We start from the raw sequence: 19,133 nt of genomic DNA on the forward strand, positions 1-19,133 counted from the left end.
CTACGCAAAAAATCTGGATAGTCTGTATAGAAAGCTTTCGCTGAAGTATTGGTGCTTCTGTTTGCAAAGTAGTTTAGGTTGGATCGATAATTAAAGCTGATGTATTTTGCTATTGTTTGGAAACCTTTAAATCCGGGCTCTTCCACTTGCTTATGCTAATTTGGTATAGGCTATTTTTATATCTGTATTCTGGTTAAATATATTTCTTAATCCTTGAACCAGCTTATACGCTTTCTTTACTAATGGATATTCCTTAAATAGAACCTTTCCACGTTCCTTTTGGCCGGGAGTTCATTTTTTTTCCGGAGATTTATATAGCAGATACCGGCTTCCAGTCAGGAGTTGTTTTGCTGCATCTCCACGGAGAAGGATAACCGGCTTATATTCCTTTGCACTGTTTAATAGCTTCATTTTCCTGGTCCATCGCTTCCTGTCGGTATCTGATCCGGAACTCTTCAAGTATCTCCATGGCCGGTTTTTGAATGTGGAACCGGTCAGTGACCCGTGTTGCTTTAGAAATCAGGTTTTTACAATATACTTGATGGAGTGTGTTATGTTCAATGTAATTTCCTGCGCTTTATTACGTACAGAAAAAGTAAGTTTTGGCAGGTGTTTGATGATGGGATCGCCCTGAGAAAGTGCAGTTTCATCTATAGAGAGATAAAGCTCCATATTCTCAGGGTACAAAAGGTATGTTCGGGCATGTGATTTCTGATTCCAGGACTTAAAATCACTCATATAATCCTTATACTGACGTTGGAGTTTTTTTCCATTTACGGCATAGTCCTGGTGCTTTGGAAACGCTTCTCATTAGGGAAGCTATTAGGATTTTTATTCCGGGATAAGCCCGGGTAATGCCATTTAAGGGATTGTGTTGACACCGAACCGGGATAGGTTAGCGGCTAAAGCAACCCGGTTAGCGGCGAACTTCATCGAGTCCGCCGCTTTTGTGTTTGCGTATGCATTCATAAGCAACCGGGTTAACCGCTAACCCAATTGCTTACGCATTCTTTCCCTTTCCCTTTTACGGCTAAAGGGGTTTATGGCACCGTCAACCCATTCCCTTAGGCGGTTAACGTAACCCGGTTTGCCGTCAAAGCAGTTGGGGATGACATCAGAAGTAAACCCGTTAGCGGTTGACGTAACCCGGTTTACCGTTAAAGCAGTTGGGTATGACGTCAGAAGTAAACCCGTTAGCGGTTAACGTAACCCGGTTTACCGTCAAAGTAGTTGGGTATGACATCGGAAGCAACCCGGTTAGCGGTTGACGCAACCCGGTTTGTCGTCAACGTAGTTGGGTATGATATCATAAGTAAACGGGTTAGCGGTTAACGTAACCCGGTTTACCGTTAAAGTATTTGTGTATAACATCGCAAGCAACCCGGTTAGCGGCTAACCCATTCCCTTTAGCCGCTAACCGGGCCCCTTCCGGCGTCAAAGCGATTGCTTTAATGGTCGTTTTAGTAGTTTGTGGTTAGGTTATTAAGTTATTGGGTTATTGAGTTGGTAGCATGCAGCTTGGCTATTGATATATTATGCCGATAGCCAGGTTTTTTGGTTGTATCAGTATCTGAATAACTTAATAACTCCATTTTTTAGTTCGTAATTAAAGAGTCTCAGGTTTGCGTAGGACTAACCCGCTTTAACATCCAAAAAAAGTTAGGATCCGAATGGGGTGGGGGTATAGGGTTCATACGTTAGTATCTGAATAACCTAATACCGAGTAACCAAAGAAGGATAAAGGATATCAGAGACTTAGTTAAGTGCAAAAGGAGCGCACAACTTGAACGTTGGAATATACACCCGGAATTTTCGGGTAGATGTAAAATTTACCATATTGTAGTGCCCTCGCATGGCGCCTATGGGAGAAGTAAGAAGACAGCCCGAACTGTAGGAATGCGACTCGCCGGGTTTCAGTACCGGTTTCTTACCGATAACCCCTTCACCGTCTACGAATTCCGGATGATTCAGGGAATCGTATACCTGCCAGTGCCGTGACGTGAGCTGGACGGAATCTTTACTCTGGTTTTCTATGGTGATCTTGTAGCCGAAGGCAAAATGCATTCTGTAGTTCTTGAAGAAAGTACCTTCAAAACTGGTGATTACCGATATTTTTATGCCTTTGGTAACTTGTGTGATCATATGAAAAGCTTAAAATGGTATAACCACAATTTCTGTGTTTTTCAAGAACGAACTTAGCATCCCTCCAAACAAAAATACAAAATTTAGTTGTATCTGATCCAAATTGCGAATAAAATTTTCGGTCACCTGTCCTGCTGTCCCGAAAAGCCGTGGGATAACGGTAATATTTTGTAAATCTATCAGTTGGATATATTCACCGAAGTTCCGCTTCCGATACCGATAAGGCTGTCATACATATCCCCGAAATTTCGGTAATACACCAGCACGAGGTAGTTGTTTTCCGTTTCGAAATGATTTCCGCTAATCGTAGTATGATCTATACCCTCGGGACCGGCCATGACAAATTTATAATTGTAAAAACCTTGTTTGAGCCTTATTTTGGCTTTGAGTTTATTTCCGCTGTTGTCCAGTGTCATTTTGTTGCGGGAGTCGAGCTGGTAGTTGTTGAATTTCCCGTAAACATAAACCTCATTCAGCCCCAGCTCCGGACTGTATTCCAGACTGAAGTGGACATCTGCATAATCGGCTTCCGTATCGTTGTCGCGGTCGTTGCCGTCGAGGGTCCTGATTTCGAAATCCCCGTTGATATCCGGATAGTAGGTGTAAGGTTTGTCTGTGTCTACCGTGTTGGTAAACAAGTAGGTATTGTACAGGTCCAGTAATTCGGTGCCGGCAATGGTATTGGTCAGGGCCCTGATCTCTTTGTTGTCGAAATAGAGGTACTCGTTGCCACCGTCAAAGGCTGTTTCTTCGTCATATTTGTAGATCAGCTGGTTTCCCGAAAAAAACTGAGGTTTGATTCCGGTTATGGCCGTATTCCAGTTGTGGTTCTGAAGGATGACCACTTTGACCTCCTGTTGCGGGTTTACAAGCGTTTGCCCGTTGGTATTGATCGTAAAATGGACCACCTGCTTCTGATCGATAACATCCAGCTTCCTGGCTCTTTTGAGAACCACACCTACGGATACCATGTCCTTGTATATGACAAATCGACGTGAGAAGACCAGCTCATCATTACTATTGAATATCTTGAGCATATAGTTCCCTGAAAGTTTAAACCTGGTCCTCGAATTGGGGAGCGTGAGATCGTAATGTGAATAGGGCTGTAGCGTGGTTACCGAATTCCGGTAATCCATAATTCTCTGATTATCCACACCTTCCAGGAATTGTGATTTGAGCAGATCGGAAGGAGTCCAGTCGGCATTACAATGAATGATTCGGTAATAATAATCCGATTCCCTGGCCCGAAGATCGTCGAAGGAAAGTGTAAATGCTTCGCCCGGTTTCAGGATGGGGAACTGGTCGTCCCGGTTTTCGCCATCGGTCTTAAAGACGATGGAACGGATGTATTCGGGTGGTTCCGTTTCGTATTCGGCCTGTCCGCTAAGTCCCGAAGACAGCAATAGCAACAGAAGGAAAAGGAGGTATGGCAAATGTCTTTTGAGGTGCATCATGTGGTAAATATACGCAAAAAATGAAATGGCAAAGCGTGTGTCGTATAAGGTGTTTTTTCTTACCTGCTACGGTAGGTAATCCGCAAATGATGGTTTTTTGGACTATATACCTATTTATGCGGTTGTTTTTTTATAACATTACTTCCGGCAATGCTTTTGGGGCTTTTCTGACGGGGAGATTTAGAGGTTTATAATCAAAAACAAAGCAATTGTTTAGAATGGATATAAATAATGAAAACTGTGCTCAGCCTTGGATAATAAATACCCCATAAATTTATAAATTTGCGTGAATTTTTGAATAACCTATTTTTCAAAACAATCCAATTGTAACATGTCCAATGACATTCGTATCAGAAAAGGTTTGAACATCAATTTGAAAGGGGCGGCGGAAAAAGTAGTTTCAGAGGCCCCTCGAGTTAAGACCTTCGCATTAAAACCCACAGATTTTCACAGCGTTACTCCTAAGATGGTTGTGAAAGAGGGAGAAAAAGTAAAAGCAGGTGATGTTATTTTCTATTCCAAGTACAGCGAAAAGATAAAATTCGTGACTCCGGTCAGCGGTACACTCTCGGAAGTGAGGAGAGGTGCAAAGCGTAAAATACTGGAGGTGGTTATAGAAGCTGATAGCCAGGATGTTTACCGGGAGTTCGGAGTTAAGAACCCGGCGCAGATGTCTGCCGAAGAGGTAAAAGCATTTTTGCTGGAAAGCGGGTGCTGGCCTTTTATCCGTCAACGTCCTTATGATATCATTGCCGATCCGGAAGATACTCCTAAGTCCATTTTTATCTCGGCTTATGCCAGCGCACCGTTGGCTGCCGATATAGAGTTTACACTTCAGGGCAGAGAAGAGGATTTTCAGGCGGGTATAGATGCTATCAGTAAACTTACTACAGGAAAGACGCACTTGTCCGTAGCCAAGGGGTCGTCTTCTTTTCTTACGGGTGTAAAAGGAGTAGAGCTGCACAAGGTTTCCGGACCGCATCCGGCAGGGAACGTGGGCGTACAGATTCATCACATCGACCCGGTTAATGCCGGAGAACATGTGTGGGTAATCAGTCCGGAAGATGTAGCTATTATCGGTACGTTATTACGAACCGGTAAATTCGATGCCACACGTACCGTAGCTCTTGCGGGTACGGAAGTGGATAAACCGCAGTACTACAGGGTGAAGATAGGTTCTTCCGTCAGGGCTTTGGTGGACAGAAGCGACAGCATCGATATACGTATTATCAGTGGAGATGTGCTTACGGGAGATAAAATTACCGTAGATGGCTTTATCGGATTCTACGATAATACGGTTACCGTCATCCCGGAAGGAAATGATTACAGAATGTTCGGATGGCTGCCTTTTAAGGACAACAACATTCCGAGTATGCACCATACTTCTTTATCGTGGTTATTCCCGAATAAGAAATACACGGTAAATACCAATTTGAACGGCGAAGAGCGGGCTTTGGTAGTTACCGGGGAAATGGAGAAAGTGATGCCTATGGATATTTATCCGATGCAGCTTTTAAAAGCCTGTATGGCAAGCAATATTGAAAAAATGGAAAATCTGGGGATCTATGAAGTAGCCCCCGAAGACTTTGCGCTGGTAGACTATGCCTGTACTTCAAAGATAGAAGCTCAGGATATCATCAGACAGGGACTGGATTTAATGATTAAAGAAGTTGGCTAATCTCTAAGATATGAAGTTTTTAAGAAATAAAATAGATCAACTGAAAAAGCCCTTTGGAAAAGGGGAGAAGTGGGAGAAACTGGCACCCGCGATCAATGCTTTGGATACGTTTCTTTACGTACCCAACCACACCACCAAAAAAGGTGCGCATATCCGTGATGCCGTGGATCTGAAACGAACTATGATCACCGTAGTGATTGCACTTATACCGGCTTTGATCTTCGGTATATATAATACGGGATACCAGTACCTGCATCAGCTCAACGGCGGAGATGTGGCTTTTATGGATGCTTTCATGCACGGGCTGTGGAAAGTACTTCCTATTATCGTTGTTTCTTACGGCGTAGGTCTGGCTATCGAATTTATCTTTGCCATATACAGGGGGCACGAGGTTAACGAAGGGTTCCTCGTGACGGGGCTGCTCGTTCCTATGATCATGCCTGTCGATATTCCGTTGTGGATGGTGGGACTTTCCGTAGCTTTTGCTGTATTGATAGGGAAAGAGGCTTTTGGAGGAACGGGGATGAACATTCTGAATCCGGCGTTGGTTGCCAGGGCTTTTGCCTTTTTTGCCTATCCGACGTATATGTCCGGAAACAAGGTCTGGGTTTCGGAAGCTTCTAAAGTAGATGCAATTTCCGGGGAAACTATTCTCGGAAGCCTTGCTGCGGGACATGATGTACATTTCAGTATGTTTGACATGTTCAGCGGGGCAATTCCCGGTTCTATAGGAGAGACCTCCACACTGCTTATCCTTGTCGGAGCAGCTATTCTTATCCTTACCGGGGTGGGAAGCTGGAGAATTATGTTCGGTGCCGTAATCGGAGGAGCTGTTATGGGGCTGTTGTTTAACCTTTGGGGAGCCAATGCCCTGATGAGTTTTCCGTGGTATGAGCACCTGATTGTCGGTGGATTTGCTTTCGGTGTGGTATTTATGGCCACAGACCCGGTTTCTGCCGCGCAGACAACGAAAGGGAAGTGGATTTACGGTATTCTCGTCGGGTTCTTCTGTATTATGATCCGGGTATTCAACCCTGCATATCCCGAAGGTGTAATGCTCGGAATATTGCTTATGAATGTTTTTGCGCCTACTATCGATCACTATGTTATAGAGGCAAACATAAAAAGAAGAAAGAAAAGACTGGCTGCATCTAAACAACTTAAAACTGCTTAGTAATGAACCGAGAGAGTAATACATATACATTTATCTTTGCCATAGGGATGGTAGTTGTCGTAGCATTTCTGCTTGCATTTGCCGCGACGTCCCTGAAACCTAAGCAGGATGAGAATGTGCGAAAAGAAAAAATGCAGAATATCCTCAAGACCATTGGTGTCGAAGTCGAAAGAGAGGCTGCAGAAGGAAAATATAAGGATTATATTAAGGAAGAATTGTCGCTGGAGTCAGACGGGTCGGTTGATGAGGGTACGGATGCTTTTGACGTAGATCTGAACAAAGAACTGAAATTGCCCGTAGAAGAGCAGCACTTCCCGATCTATATTGCCGATGTAGACGGAACCAAATATTATATAGTTCCTCTTCGCGGTGCCGGATTATGGGATGCGATCTGGGGATATGTGGCCCTTAAAGATGACCTGAATACCATAGAAGGAGTAACGTTTGACCATAAAGGGGAGACTCCCGGACTTGGAGCGGAGATTACACAACCCTGGTTCCAGGCACAGTTTGAAGGTAAAAAGATCTTTGATGACAATGATGAGCTTGTTGGTGTGAAAGTGTCAAAAGGCAGCGGCACCAAAGGAGATAATGAGGTAGATGCGATTTCCGGAGCGACGATTACCGGGAATGGTGTTACAGCGATGATCAAGGAGCGTCTGTCGCATTACCTGCCTTACTTTAAGAAACAGAAAACTCAATTAGCACTAAATTAATTGCCATGAGTAAAAAAGAGAAAAAGTCACCTATAGTCCTGTTCGTATCGGAAGAGAAAGAACCTCTTTTTTCCAAGAAAAACAGGAAGCTGATGTCAGACCCGTTAGGCGATGACAACCCGATTACCGTACAGGTACTGGGAATATGTTCTGCACTTGCGATCACAGTGCAGTTAAAGCCTGCACTTGTAATGAGTCTTGCGGTACTGGCCGTACTCGCATGTAGTAACGTCATCGTGTCGCTTCTCCGAAACCTGATCCCGAGCCGTATCCGTATTATCGTACAGCTTGTTATCGTAGCTTCGTTGGTTATCCTGGTAGACCAGGTCTTAAAAGCTTATGCTTATGATGTTAGTAAACAGCTTTCCGTATTTGTGGGGCTCATTATTACTAACTGTATTCTTATGGGACGTCTCGAGGCATTTGCTCTTGGTAACGGTCCGTGGAAGTCTTTCCTGGATGGTATCGGTAACGCTGCAGGGTACGGACTTATCCTTATTATGGTAGCCTTCTTCCGTGAATTGCTCGGGTCCGGTAAACTTTTCGGGTATGAAGTTCTCGGTCACAAAGGAGTAACTCTGGCAGAATCTACCGGATTGTATGCGATGGGATATGAAAATAACGGTTTTATGTTATTCCCCCCTATGGCTCTGGTTACTGTTGGTATCATCATTTGGGTACAGCGTTCCAAAAACAGAAAATTAATCGAAAAAGAATAGAGGTAACAACAGCCTTGTAAAAATCAGAAATATGGATTACGTAAATCTTTTTGTAAAGAGTATCTTCATAGAGAACATGATTTTTGCCTACTTTCTGGGCATGTGTTCTTACCTTGCGGTATCTAAAACCGTAAAAACTGCTGTTGGTCTTGGAGCTGCCGTTATTTTCGTACTGGCAATCACCGTTCCGATCAACTACCTGATGGATAATTACCTGCTGAAGCCCGGCGCTTTGTCATGGCTTGGTGCAGAATATAAGAATGTAGACCTGAGCTTCCTCAGCTTTATCATGTTTATCGCGGTTATTGCCTCCATGGTACAGCTCGTGGAAATGGTTGTAGAGAAATTTGCTCCGGCACTATACGGAGCATTGGGAATCTTCCTTCCGCTGATTGCGGTAAACTGTGCCATCCTCGGGGGGTCACTGTTTATGCAACAGAAAGATTTCGGAAGTGTAGGAGAGTCCGCTATTTACGGTGTAGGTTCCGGTATCGGCTGGTTCCTTGCAATCCTCGCGATCGCAGCTATCCGTGAAAAGATCACATATTCCAATGTACCTGCTCCCCTTCGTGGTCTCGGGATTACATTCATCATTACCGGACTCATGGCCATCGGCTTTATGAGTTTTATGGGAATTTCATTATAAATCGTTTTATATATAAGATATGGATTATTCAGTAATCTTAGCGAGTATAGTTGTTTTTTTGTTGTTGATCCTGGTGCTTGTCGCTATCCTTTTGGGTGCTAAATCCAAGCTGGTACCTTCAGGGCCCGTTTCACTGCATATCAACGGAGAAAAGGATGTGGAAGTTTCTTCGGGAGGGACATTGTTGTCCACTCTGGGAAACAATAAAATATTTTTGCCTTCTGCCTGTGGTGGAGGAGGTACCTGTATCCAGTGTAAATGTCGTGTACTCGAAGGTGGTGGGAATATCCTGCCTACCGAAGAGCCGCATTTCACCAGAAAAGAGATCGCCGAAGGATGGCGTCTCGGTTGCCAGGTTAAGGTAAAACAGGATATGACCATTGAGGTGCCCGAAGAAGTATTCGGTGTGAAAAAATGGGAAGCTGTTGTAGTACGTAATTATAACGTAGCATCTTTTATCAAGGAATTCGTTGTGGAAATCCCGGAAGATATGGATTATCAGCCCGGAGGTTACATACAGATTGAGATTCCGAAATGTGTAGTGGAGTATAAAGATATCGATATTACCGCACACCCTAAAGAGCATCCCGGAGATCCCGAGAAGTTCAAGATGGAGTGGGATAAATTCAACCTGTGGCCACTTACGATGAAGAATGATGAGACCGTAGAACGGGCTTATTCCATGGCTTCCTATCCTGCAGAAGGGCGGGAGATCATGCTTAACGTAAGGATTGCCACTCCGCCCTGGGACCGTGCAAAGAATGGATGGATGGATGTGAATCCCGGTATAGCCTCTTCTTATATCTTCTCCAGGAAAGAAGGTGATAAAGTAACTATTTCCGGACCTTACGGAGAATTCTTTATCAATCCTTCCGAGTCCGAAATGCTGTATGTCGGTGGTGGAGCCGGAATGGCGCCTATGCGCTCTCACCTGTACCACCTCTTCAAAACATTGAAGACAGGACGGAAAGTGAGTTACTGGTACGGTGGACGGTCCAAGAGAGAACTTTTCTACCTGGATCATTTTAAAGAACTCGAACAGGAATTCCCTAACTTCAAGTTCTACATCGTATTGTCCGAGCCGCTGCCGGAAGATAACTGGACCGAAAAGAAAAATGTTGACGATGCGGAAGGCGACGGGTTCTTAGGCTTTGTACACCAGGCTGTGATCGATCAATACCTTAATCATCACGAAGCACCTGAGGATATAGAATTCTATTTCTGCGGACCTCCGTTGATGAACAAAGCGGTGGAGAAAATGTGCGATGACTTCGGAGTACCACCGGAGAACGTCAGATTTGACGATTTCGGAGGATAGTAATCCCGATAATAACATACCAAAAAGCCGGTGCAGTTTCTGTATCGGCTTTTTCTTTTTATCAATCTCCGTAGTTGCTACGCCCGTTTTAGTGTCGTGTAAAAAACAGCAGGCGTATATCTTTATAACATACCACCCGGTTATAGTTAGATATTCGTTATTTTTGTGCTGATCTATTAAAAAATACACAAAAATATGAATCTAAAAACGTGGATTAGCTTTTCATTGGCTTGCGGACTATTCTTCTCCTGTGCCGATGAGAAAAAAGAGAGCCAGGAAAAAAAACCGGAAGTAGCTGAAAAAAAAACCGACCATGTCGTAGAACAGTTCGCCGACCTTCGTGTGCTCCGTTATCAGATACCCGGTTGGGAAAACCTGACACTCAAAGAACAGAAACTGGTATACTACCTCACCCAGGCCGGGCTCTCCGGAAGGGATATGATGTGGGATCAGAACTACAGGCATAATCTCGCCATACGGGAAGCGCTGGAACATATATATACTACGTACCAGGGAGATAAGAGTTCCAAAGACTGGAAAGCATTCGAAGTGTACCTCAAGAGAGTATGGTTTTCCAACGGTATTCACCATCACTATTCGAACGATAAGATCATGCCTGGTTTTGAAAAAGCGTATTTCGACAAACTTCTGGACGAAACCGGAACCGTACTCGACCGCACTATCGCCGAAGTACTGTTTAACGATGCCGACGCTAAAAAAGTGAATCTCGATGCGTCTAAAGGATTGATAAAGGGATCGGCTGTTAATTTCTACGGACCGGGTATCAGTGATGATGAGGTGGATGCTTTCTATGCTAAAATGAAATCTCCGGATCCCGCCAAACCGCTTTCTTTCGGACTGAATTCAAAACTGGTCAGGGAGGATGGCAAACTGGTTGAAAAAGTATGGAAGAGCGGTGGCATGTATGGTGCAGCTATAGACGAGATCATTGGCTGGCTTGAAAAGGCGCAGGAGGTAGCTGAAAACGAAAAGCAGGGAAAAGCACTCGGATTGCTTATCGATTATTACAGAAGTGGTGACCTGCAGAAGTGGGATGATTATAATGTAGCCTGGACCGAGGCTACAGAAGGCAATATAGATTATATCAACAGCTTTATTGAGGTGTATAACGATCCCAAGGGATACCGGGGATCTTATGAGTCTATAGTGCAGATCAAAGATTTTGAGATGTCTGCAAAAATGGAAGTACTGGCACATCACGCACAATGGTTTGAAGATCATGCCCCGCTGATGCCGGAGCACAAAAAAGAGAATGTAGTCGGAGTGTCATATAAAACTGTGATCGTGGCCGGAGAAGCCGGAGATGCTTCGCCGAGTACACCGATCGGGGTAAATCTTCCCAATGCAAACTGGATCCGGACCGCTCATGGCTCCAAATCTGTTTCGCTGGGTAATATTATAGAGGCCTATAACAATGCGGGAAGCGGAGACCGCCTGAAGGAATTTGTAAATGACAAAGAAGAACTGGAACTGGCCCGTGCATACGGACAACTGGGCGGGAAGCTCCATACCGCACTTCACGAAGTTATAGGCCATGCTTCGGGTAAACTGAACCCGGGCGTCGGTGAAACCAAAGAGACGTTGAAAAATTATGCTTCGACACTCGAAGAAGGAAGAGCGGACCTCGTGGGGCTATACTTCATTATGGACCCGAAAATTCAGGAACTGGGACTTGTGGATGACTATCGTAAAGTGGCTATGGCCGAATACGATGGCTATATCCGTAACGGACTGCTTACCCAGTTGATACGTCTCGAACCGGGTAAAGATGTGGAAGAAGCTCATATGCGTAACCGTCAATGGGTATCTGCATGGGTGTATGAAAAAGGAAAGAAGGACAATGTTATTGAGCAGGTAAAAAGAAACGGTAAGACCTATTACAATATAAACGATTACGATAAACTGCGGGAGTTGTTCGGGCAGTTGCTGCGTGAAACACAACGAATAAAATCGGAAGGTGATTACGAAGCAGCCAAGGCACTTGTAGAAGGATATGGTGTAAAAGTGGATCAGGACATTCACAGAGAAGTCCTGGAGCGAAATAAGGCATTTAAATCAGCCTCCTACAGCGGGTTTGTAAACCCGGTACTCGTACCGGAAACCGATGAAGCAGGGGAGATCACAGCCATCAGAGTAACGCAACCGGAAAGCTTCGAACAGCAGATGCTTTGGTATTCCGATAAATATGGTTTTCTGCCGGTCGAAAACTAATGTCTGCCCACTACAGATAAAAAAAGGCACTCCGGAAGATTCGGGAGTGCCTTTTTTTAATTTTTTCTCCTAATGCGGTAGTCTTTTCTGTAGAAGACCATAGACAAAAGTACCGGCCAATGCGCCGAGAATAACGAGTCCCATGCTCCAGAACCCTGCTCCGAAGAGGATGTACATAGGTCCGGGACATGCACCGGCAAGCGCCCATCCGAGTCCGAACAGAATTCCGCCTGCAAGATAGCGGGTAATCCCCTTTTCCTTATCCGGGATACTGATGGTTTCCCCATCGGTATTTTTTATTTTTCTGCGTTTAAAAAACTGTATACCTATAATTCCCGTACCGATCGCTACCATAATGATTCCGTACATGTGGAAAGACTGGAAGAAGAACATCTCGTATATCCTGTACCAGGATACAGCCTCGGATTTGGTGAGTACAATACCAAAGAAAATGCCGACCAGTAAAAACTTTATATATTTCATAACTGTTGATTTTTAAACAAAACCTCTCTTTAAAAGATCAGAGGAAGAATATAATGAGACATGATCAAACCCCCGATAAAGAAACCGATAACTGCGATCAGAGAGGGGAGCTGGAGGTTACTGATACCGCTTATGGCATGTCCCGAAGTACACCCGCCCGCATATCGTGCTCCGAACCCTACGAGAAATCCACCCCCGAGAAGAATGAGAAGGCCTTTTGGAGTCCATGCATTCTCCATCCCGAAGATGGCATCCGGAAGCAGTTTGCCTTCCGGGGCGTCAATATTCAAACGGGCGAGTTGTTCGATCGTATCCGGATTGATATTTACCCCACTGCCGTCCGAAAGAAAGTGGACTGTAATATAACCGCCTATCATAGCTCCGGCTACGACCATCAGGTTCCATCGTTGCGTTTTCCAGTCGAAACGGAAAAAACCGGCATACTTTCCGCCACCCATCACGGAACACAGCGTTCGCAGGTTGGAAGACATGCCAAAATTTTTCCCCATATAAATGAGCAGGAGCATAACGGCTCCGATAAGTACCCCGGATACATACCAGGGAAAAGGCTTGAAAATAAAATCCATAATAAATTGCTCTGTGTAATTGTCGTGCAAAAATACATACAACTTTCCGGAATTGTGTAACTGTAGTTACAGAGACAGCGGGAAAATGCAGCATTGGTTTTGCATTCCGAATCCTTTTAAAATAAGTATCTTTGCCTTATGGAAGTTTTGAGTGAACAGGAGTTGCACAATCTCGCCATGAATGTGGTGGGAAAAGATCTCGAAAGTCAGGGTTTTGAGTTTGTAGCGGTAAACAGCAAGCTTAAAAAAGATCCGCAGTTTGTCTGTCTGAAAGACAGGAAATTACATTTTGTAGTCGTCAAAGCGATATTGTACCCCGATAATCCCAAAAATTTTGATGTTATTTATATGGAGATCGTAAGGGAGCATGCGCTGAAGTTCAAGGCACGTACTTTTTTTGCAGGTGTAGGAATTGCCAATGCGGAAGATTATGAAAAACCGGTTGTCAAAGGCCATAATTATATAGTGAATTATGATGGTATTCAGGAAATTGTTTAGTGTATTAACTATTGTTTTATTGCTGAGTTCGTGCTTTACGGGCTGTCAGCCTGTAAAGAAGGCGGAAGCTGTAGTAATACACGGGGAAGCACAGGGGAGTACCTACACGATTCGTTATATAACGGACCATCCCGAAGAAGACCTGAAACTGGCCATAGACTCGATACTGCTTTCCATTGACATGTCGATGTCGGCATATCGTCCCGACTCCGATATATCCAGGATCAATGAAGGGGATAGTACGATAGTAGTCGACGAGAATTTCAGGAATGTGTTCCTGGCTTCGCAGCGTATCTGGGAGGAATCTTCCGGGAGTTTTGACCCGACGGTAGGAAAACTGGTCAGAGCTTGGGGATTTGGTCCGGATCATCATCGCATACCGTTGGACAGCACTAAAGTAGACAGTTTATTACAATACAGTGGTTTTGATAAAGTGGCTCTGGCACCGGACCATACCATACGCAAAAAGAACAGGAATATCTATTTCGATTTTAACGCTATTGCGCAGGGCTATACGGTAGATGTTATTGTCGATTTTTTTCTCGACCGGGGGATAGAGAATTTCATAGCCGAAGTCGGTGGTGAACTGGCAGCTCACGGAAGAAATACGGAAAAGGACCGGGACTGGATCGTCGGGATCGACGATCCGTTACAGGGAGATGAAGAGCGCTCGTTCGTAGCCAAGATAAAACTCAACGACATGGGGATGGCGACTTCGGGTAACTATCGCAAAACAGTAACCGATTCGGTTACCGGCGAAAAATACGTTCATACCATAGATCCCATAAGTGGATATACCAGGAGAGGAAATGTGCTTAGCACGACTATTCTTGCGAAAGATTGTATGGATGCCGACGCCTACGCAACTACCTTTATGGTTATGGGACTGGAAAGGGCAAAGGAATTCCTGAAAGGAAAACCGGATGTCCACGCTTTTATTCTCTACCTGGATGATAATAATGAAATGCAAAAGTATATGACAGCGGGCTTCAGGTCACTGATCGTAGACTGAATAACCGGAGTACTACAGGCCGGGAACGGTGAGGGATCCTTATCAGGATTTGAAACACACGGGGATAATCTCTCCTTTGGCCAGGGCATATCGTGCTACCAGTTCCGGGGATAGTTGCTGCGTATAATGGATCTCTTTTACCGTAAAACCTATACTGCGGAGCTTATCGAAATAATCTCTTCCGTAGACTCTGACATGGTCGTACTGTCCGAATATCGCTGCACGTTCCCTCGGGTCTGTGATGGTGTCGTCTTCAAAAGTATGCTCACGATCCAGTTCCTGCGGAATCTGGAAAATTCCCATACCGCCCGGTTTGAGGACGCGGTAAAGTTCCTGCATGGCCCTGGTATCGTCCGGAATATGTTCGAGGACGTGATTGCAAAGGATCACATCAAAGCTATCCGTTTCAAAAGGAAGGTTACAGATGTCGGCCTTTACATCGGCCAGGGGCGATTCGAGGTCGGTGGTGGTGTAATCGAGGTTTTTCTGCCTGCGAAACCGCTTGTAAAAAGCCTGTTCCGGAGCAAAGTGCAATACTTTTTTGGGTGTGGTAAAAAAATCTGTTTCCTGTTTCAGGTAAAGCCATAGCAAACGGTGTCGTTCCAGGGAGAGGGTTCCCGGAGCGAGGACATTTTCCCGCTGATTTTCATACCCATAAGGGAGAAAAGCCCTGTAATGCTTACCGTCGATAGGATCGGTAAAGCGGTTTCCCCGCATGAAAAATACAAGTACGGGCCGTACCCAGTAACTCATCCTGATCAGCAGGGGCCTGGGTATAAAACGCAATATGGCCTTGAATAACCTTTTCATCGGAAATAGCGGCTAAATACAAAAGTCAGAGGTATGGGCATGCTGAAACGGGCTGTTAAAGACTAAGAGCCTCTTTTCTGAATTCATCCTCTTCATTACTCTGTATCCCCAATGCTTCGTAGATATAGGCAAAAGTAGACAGTAGTTCGGGCTTACCGTCTACGATGGCGACGTCATGCTCGAAATGAGCGCTTGGCTTACCATCGGCAGTAAGGATTGTCCAGCCGTCACGCAATTGTTTGATACGCTGGGTCCCCATGTTTATCATGGGTTCGATAGCCACAACCATACCTTCCGTAAATTTTTTACCGCGTCCCCTTTTGCCGTAATTCGGCATTTCGGGATCTTCGTGCATCTTGGTTCCCAATCCGTGTCCGACCAGTTCGCGGACCACGCCATAACCCCGGTCTTCACAATATTGCTGTATGGCAAAACCAACATCTCCCACCCGGTTTCCGGCGCGGAAATGCCTGATACCTTCATAAAGAGACTCTTTGGTGACCTGGAGCAGTTTTTTAACCTCCTGGCTTACCTCGCCCACTTCGAAGGTGTAGGCGTGATCTCCGTAGAACCCGTTTTTTTTAGCTCCGCAATCAATAGAGATAATATCGCCTTCGGCAAGGGGAGTATCATTGGGAATACCGTGAACCACTTGGGCATTGGGACTCATACAAAGAGTATTCGGGAAATCGTATAAACCGAGAAAGCCCGGTTCCGCACCGTGGTCCCTGATGAATTCTTCGGCAAGTTTATCCAGTTGCAGTGTAGTAACACCGGGTTTTACTTCCTTGGCCAGCACTCCGAGTGTCCTGGAAACAATCAAGGCACTTTCCCGCATCAGTTCTATTTGTTCCGGTGTTTTTATCTGTATCATTCGTTTCTGTTTTTTTTAGTATTCTTCCCCATTTAAGGCGGAGAATGGTATTGTGGCGCAAAAATAGGAATTAATATGCAAAAGTTCCCGTTTCGGGCGATACATTACCGACGTAGCTCCATAAGGTATCATTTTTGTCGTGCGCTGCCGGGGGCTTCCGTAAACTTGTCCGGCAAAGATCTTTCGGGAGGAATTTAATGAAAATCTTACTATATTTAACCTAAACGATAATTTATGGAAAAAATAAAATCCTCGGATTACAGGGTGGACGCTCCTGTGCTTCTGAAAGAAATATCGACGGAGAATACACTCGGTGCGGAGAAAAAGGAGTTGAAAAAGGCCTTGTCTCAGGAGCGTAAAAAACTGTCGGAATTTCAGAACCGGATGTATGCTCATGGCAAATACGGTGTATTGATCTGTATTCAGGGCATGGATACAGCAGGCAAAGACAGTCTGATCCGGGAAGTTTTTAAAGATCTCAATGCCCGGGGAGTCGTGGTGTACAGTTTCAAGACCCCTTCGGCACTCGAATTGCGACACGATTATTTGTGGCGACATTACATTGCTCTACCCGAAAGAGGGAAATTCAGTGTCTTTAACCGTACACATTACGAGAACGTACTGGTCACACGCGTTCATCCGGAGTATGTGCTGAACGAAAATATTCCGGGAATAAATACCGTAGAAGATATCGGTCCGGAATTCTGGGATAAACGCTTTGAGCAAATAAATAATTTCGAGAAAAATGCTTCGGAAAACGGAACTCTTGTTTTTAAGTTTTTTCTCCATCTCTCCAGGGAAGAACAACGGCAACGCCTGCTACGTCGTCTGAACAAGAAAAACAAGAACTGGAAATTCTCTCCCGGTGACCTCAAAGAGCGCAAACTCTGGGATCAGTACCAGGAATATTATGAAGAGGCCATCAACAGAACGTCTACACGGCATGCGCCTTGGTATGTACTGCCTGCGGACGACAAAGCAGCATGCCGCCTGATCCTGGCCGGTATCCTTTATGATGAGCTGAACGCATATAAAAATGTCAGGGAACCGGAACTCGATGAAGAAATGCTCGCCAACCTTGAAGATTACAAAAAACAGTTGGAAGAGGAATAGGATAGTGGGGTAATAGTTCTTATTTTTGGGTCGGCGGGATATATGGCACAGTGAATGACACCGTATTTGCTGCGATGTTCATATCCCGCTGTGAATATTACTAAACGACCTGTCATCTATGAGAAGATCAGTGCTTTTTGTCCTTTTAATAACTTCTGTCCTGTCTTTTGCCCAGCAAGAAGACGAAAAACAACTCAGGGCTATTTATGATATGGCTTTACTGAATGGTAAAGGATATCATTGGCTGGATTACCTTTCCAACCAGATCGGGGGGCGCCTTTCCGGCTCATTGAATGCCGAAAGGGCCGTAAAATATACCAGGGAGCAACTCGATTCCCTTGGGCTGGATAAAGTCTGGCTACAACCGGTCATGGTACCGAAATGGGTACGGGGAACCCCTGAAATAGCTTATATAGAAACGTCCCCGGGTTTGACGACAAATGTTCCCGTATGTGCTCTTGGCGGTTCCGTACCTACGGTAGCCAGTGGTATAAAGGCACAGGTTGTAGAAGTACAGGGACTTGAAGAGCTCAGTAAACTCGGAAGGGAAAAAATAGAAGGGAAGATCGTGTTTTACAATCGCCCTATGCAGGCCGACCTGATACAGACTTTTGAGGCTTACGGAGGATGTGTGGACCAGCGCTACGCCGGTGCCATGGAAGCCGGGAAGTACGGTGCCGTAGGAGTTATTGTCCGCTCTATGAACCTGCGTCTGGATGATTATCCGCATGCCGGAGCCATGAGTTACGGCGATATTCCCGTAACACAGCGTATTCCTGCCGCAGCGATCAGTACAAACGGAGCCGAACTCCTGAGTGGTATGCTCACCCTGAACCCGGATCTTCGGTTCTACCTCAGGCAAACCTGCAGACAGTTTGACGATGTGAAATCGTATAATGTTATCGGTGAAATTACCGGTAGCGAACGCCCCGAAGAAGTTATTGTGGTCGGCGGACACCTCGACTCCTGGGACCTCGGCGACGGGGCACATGATGACGGAGCGGGTTGTGTACAGAGTATGGAAGTCCTGAGACTGCTGAAAGAAACCGGTTACAAGCCGAAAAGAACCCTTCGTGTGGTCTTGTTTATGAATGAAGAGAATGGTTTGCGTGGAGGAAATAAATACGCCGAAGAAGCCAAAGCCAGAAAAGAGAAGCACATTTTTGCGCTCGAAAGCGATGCCGGAGGTTTTACCCCGAGAGGTTTCAGTCTCGACGGGACCGATCAGCAGCTGGAACTGGTCAGAAGCTGGAAGCCTCTGTTTGAGCCATACCTGATCCACCTTTTTCAGAAAGGGTACAGCGGAGCCGATATCAGTCCGCTTGCCGGAGACGAGATCTTGCTGGCCGGATTGCTCCCGGATTCGCAGCGGTATTTTGACCATCACCATGCGGCCAATGATACTTTCGAACATGTCAATAAACGCGAGCTGCAACTCGGAGCCGCAACTATGGCCTCCCTGGTGTACCTGATCGACAAATACATGAAGTAATAGTTGTTGAATACCAACTTTTCCAATCGTAAAAAAGTGCAAGCCGGGAATTTTTCCCGGCTTGTTTATTTTAGAACCGGAAAATTTCTCTACGGAGGTTTGGGGTAGCTTGTTTTTCACGAAAACCTACATATTTATCAATAATAACCGCGTATTGCTGATTGATTTCACAAACTTTACCAAAT

Annotated in this window: 19 protein-coding genes; 11 read left to right on the forward strand and 8 right to left on the reverse strand. The window is 45.2% G+C overall.

The window, feature by feature from the left end:
- Positions 1 to 379: 379 nt before the first annotated feature.
- From BT112_RS22180 to BT112_RS03470, 4 genes are all read right to left on the reverse strand, one after another.
- A complete protein-coding gene (locus tag BT112_RS22180; protein WP_394333346.1) occupies positions 380 to 469 on the reverse strand; it encodes a hypothetical protein in 90 nt (29 codons plus the stop codon).
- A gap of 50 nt (positions 470 to 519) precedes the next feature.
- Positions 520 to 738 carry a hypothetical protein gene (locus tag BT112_RS03460; protein WP_072315974.1) on the reverse strand — a complete coding sequence of 73 codons (219 nt, stop codon included), beginning with the start codon at positions 736 to 738 and terminating at the stop codon, positions 520 to 522.
- Between the two features lie 1,017 nt (positions 739 to 1,755).
- Positions 1,756 to 2,142, reverse strand: a complete 387-nt coding sequence (apaG, locus tag BT112_RS03465; protein ID WP_072315975.1) for a Co2+/Mg2+ efflux protein ApaG — start codon at positions 2,140 to 2,142, stop codon at positions 1,756 to 1,758.
- A gap of 179 nt (positions 2,143 to 2,321) precedes the next feature.
- Positions 2,322 to 3,596, reverse strand: a complete 1,275-nt coding sequence (locus BT112_RS03470) for a type IX secretion system plug protein (RefSeq protein ID WP_245776977.1) — start codon at positions 3,594 to 3,596, stop codon at positions 2,322 to 2,324.
- 331 nt (positions 3,597 to 3,927) lie between these two features.
- Between BT112_RS03470 and BT112_RS03475 the strand changes: the two genes are divergently transcribed.
- The 7 genes from BT112_RS03475 (at position 3,928) to BT112_RS03505 (ending at position 12,079) form a co-directional block, all read left to right on the forward strand.
- Positions 3,928 to 5,274 (forward strand): Na(+)-translocating NADH-quinone reductase subunit A, encoded by a 1,347-nt coding sequence (locus BT112_RS03475; RefSeq protein ID WP_072315976.1) that lies wholly within the window; start codon positions 3,928 to 3,930, stop codon positions 5,272 to 5,274.
- Positions 5,275 to 5,284: 10 nt separating this feature from the next.
- Complete coding sequence (locus BT112_RS03480) at positions 5,285 to 6,448, forward strand: NADH:ubiquinone reductase (Na(+)-transporting) subunit B (protein ID WP_072315977.1); 1,164 nt, start codon at positions 5,285 to 5,287, stop codon at positions 6,446 to 6,448.
- A 2-nt stretch (positions 6,449 to 6,450) separates the two neighbouring features.
- Positions 6,451 to 7,164 (forward strand): NADH:ubiquinone reductase (Na(+)-transporting) subunit C, encoded by a 714-nt coding sequence (nqrC, locus tag BT112_RS03485; RefSeq protein WP_072315978.1) that lies wholly within the window; start codon positions 6,451 to 6,453, stop codon positions 7,162 to 7,164.
- A gap of 5 nt (positions 7,165 to 7,169) precedes the next feature.
- A complete protein-coding gene (locus BT112_RS03490; protein WP_139275987.1) occupies positions 7,170 to 7,883 on the forward strand; it encodes an NADH:ubiquinone reductase (Na(+)-transporting) subunit D in 714 nt (237 codons plus the stop codon).
- 31 nt (positions 7,884 to 7,914) lie between these two features.
- Positions 7,915 to 8,529: an NADH:ubiquinone reductase (Na(+)-transporting) subunit E gene (gene nqrE, locus BT112_RS03495; protein WP_072315980.1), complete on the forward strand. Its 615-nt coding sequence runs from the start codon at positions 7,915 to 7,917 to the stop codon at positions 8,527 to 8,529.
- Positions 8,530 to 8,548: 19 nt separating this feature from the next.
- A complete protein-coding gene (gene nqrF, locus BT112_RS03500; protein ID WP_072315981.1) occupies positions 8,549 to 9,847 on the forward strand; it encodes an NADH:ubiquinone reductase (Na(+)-transporting) subunit F in 1,299 nt (432 codons plus the stop codon).
- Positions 9,848 to 10,042: 195 nt separating this feature from the next.
- Positions 10,043 to 12,079, forward strand: coding sequence for a dipeptidyl-peptidase 3 family protein (locus BT112_RS03505; protein ID WP_072315982.1), 2,037 nt, complete (start codon positions 10,043 to 10,045; stop codon positions 12,077 to 12,079).
- 69 nt (positions 12,080 to 12,148) lie between these two features.
- Here BT112_RS03505 and BT112_RS03510 read toward each other — a convergent pair whose 3' ends face one another.
- Together BT112_RS03510 and BT112_RS03515 are read right to left on the reverse strand one after the other, a co-directional pair.
- Positions 12,149 to 12,562: a DUF6691 family protein gene (locus BT112_RS03510; protein ID WP_072315983.1), complete on the reverse strand. Its 414-nt coding sequence runs from the start codon at positions 12,560 to 12,562 to the stop codon at positions 12,149 to 12,151.
- Between the two features lie 29 nt (positions 12,563 to 12,591).
- Complete coding sequence (locus BT112_RS03515; RefSeq protein ID WP_072316150.1) at positions 12,592 to 13,149, reverse strand: YeeE/YedE family protein; 558 nt, start codon at positions 13,147 to 13,149, stop codon at positions 12,592 to 12,594.
- A 138-nt stretch (positions 13,150 to 13,287) separates the two neighbouring features.
- Here BT112_RS03515 and BT112_RS03520 point away from each other — a divergent pair, with 138 nt between their 5' ends.
- Both BT112_RS03520 and BT112_RS03525 read left to right on the forward strand, forming a co-directional pair.
- On the forward strand, positions 13,288 to 13,647 hold the full coding sequence (locus BT112_RS03520; protein ID WP_072315984.1) for a Na(+)-translocating NADH-quinone reductase subunit F: 360 nt from the start codon (positions 13,288 to 13,290) through the stop codon (positions 13,645 to 13,647).
- Positions 13,622 to 14,659 (forward strand): FAD:protein FMN transferase, encoded by a 1,038-nt coding sequence (locus tag BT112_RS03525; protein ID WP_245776978.1) that lies wholly within the window; start codon positions 13,622 to 13,624, stop codon positions 14,657 to 14,659. The genes BT112_RS03520 and BT112_RS03525 overlap by 26 nt, the downstream gene beginning before the upstream one ends.
- Before the next feature lie 42 nt (positions 14,660 to 14,701).
- Here BT112_RS03525 and BT112_RS03530 read toward each other — a convergent pair whose 3' ends face one another.
- Both BT112_RS03530 and map read right to left on the reverse strand, forming a co-directional pair.
- Positions 14,702 to 15,469, reverse strand: a complete 768-nt coding sequence (locus tag BT112_RS03530; protein ID WP_072315985.1) for a class I SAM-dependent methyltransferase — start codon at positions 15,467 to 15,469, stop codon at positions 14,702 to 14,704.
- Positions 15,470 to 15,524: 55 nt separating this feature from the next.
- Positions 15,525 to 16,343: a type I methionyl aminopeptidase gene (map, locus tag BT112_RS03535; protein ID WP_072315986.1), complete on the reverse strand. Its 819-nt coding sequence runs from the start codon at positions 16,341 to 16,343 to the stop codon at positions 15,525 to 15,527.
- A 234-nt stretch (positions 16,344 to 16,577) separates the two neighbouring features.
- Here map and BT112_RS03540 point away from each other — a divergent pair, with 234 nt between their 5' ends.
- Entirely contained in the window at positions 16,578 to 17,456 is an 879-nt protein-coding gene (locus tag BT112_RS03540; protein WP_072315987.1) for a PPK2 family polyphosphate kinase, read from the forward strand.
- A gap of 118 nt (positions 17,457 to 17,574) precedes the next feature.
- On the forward strand, positions 17,575 to 18,948 hold the full coding sequence (locus BT112_RS03545) for a M20/M25/M40 family metallo-hydrolase (protein WP_072315988.1): 1,374 nt from the start codon (positions 17,575 to 17,577) through the stop codon (positions 18,946 to 18,948).
- Positions 18,949 to 19,133 lie beyond the last annotated feature (185 nt).

Source organism: Sinomicrobium oceani (genome assembly GCF_900119185.1).
Classification (GTDB): Bacteria; Bacteroidota; Bacteroidia; order Flavobacteriales; family Flavobacteriaceae; genus Sinomicrobium; species Sinomicrobium oceani.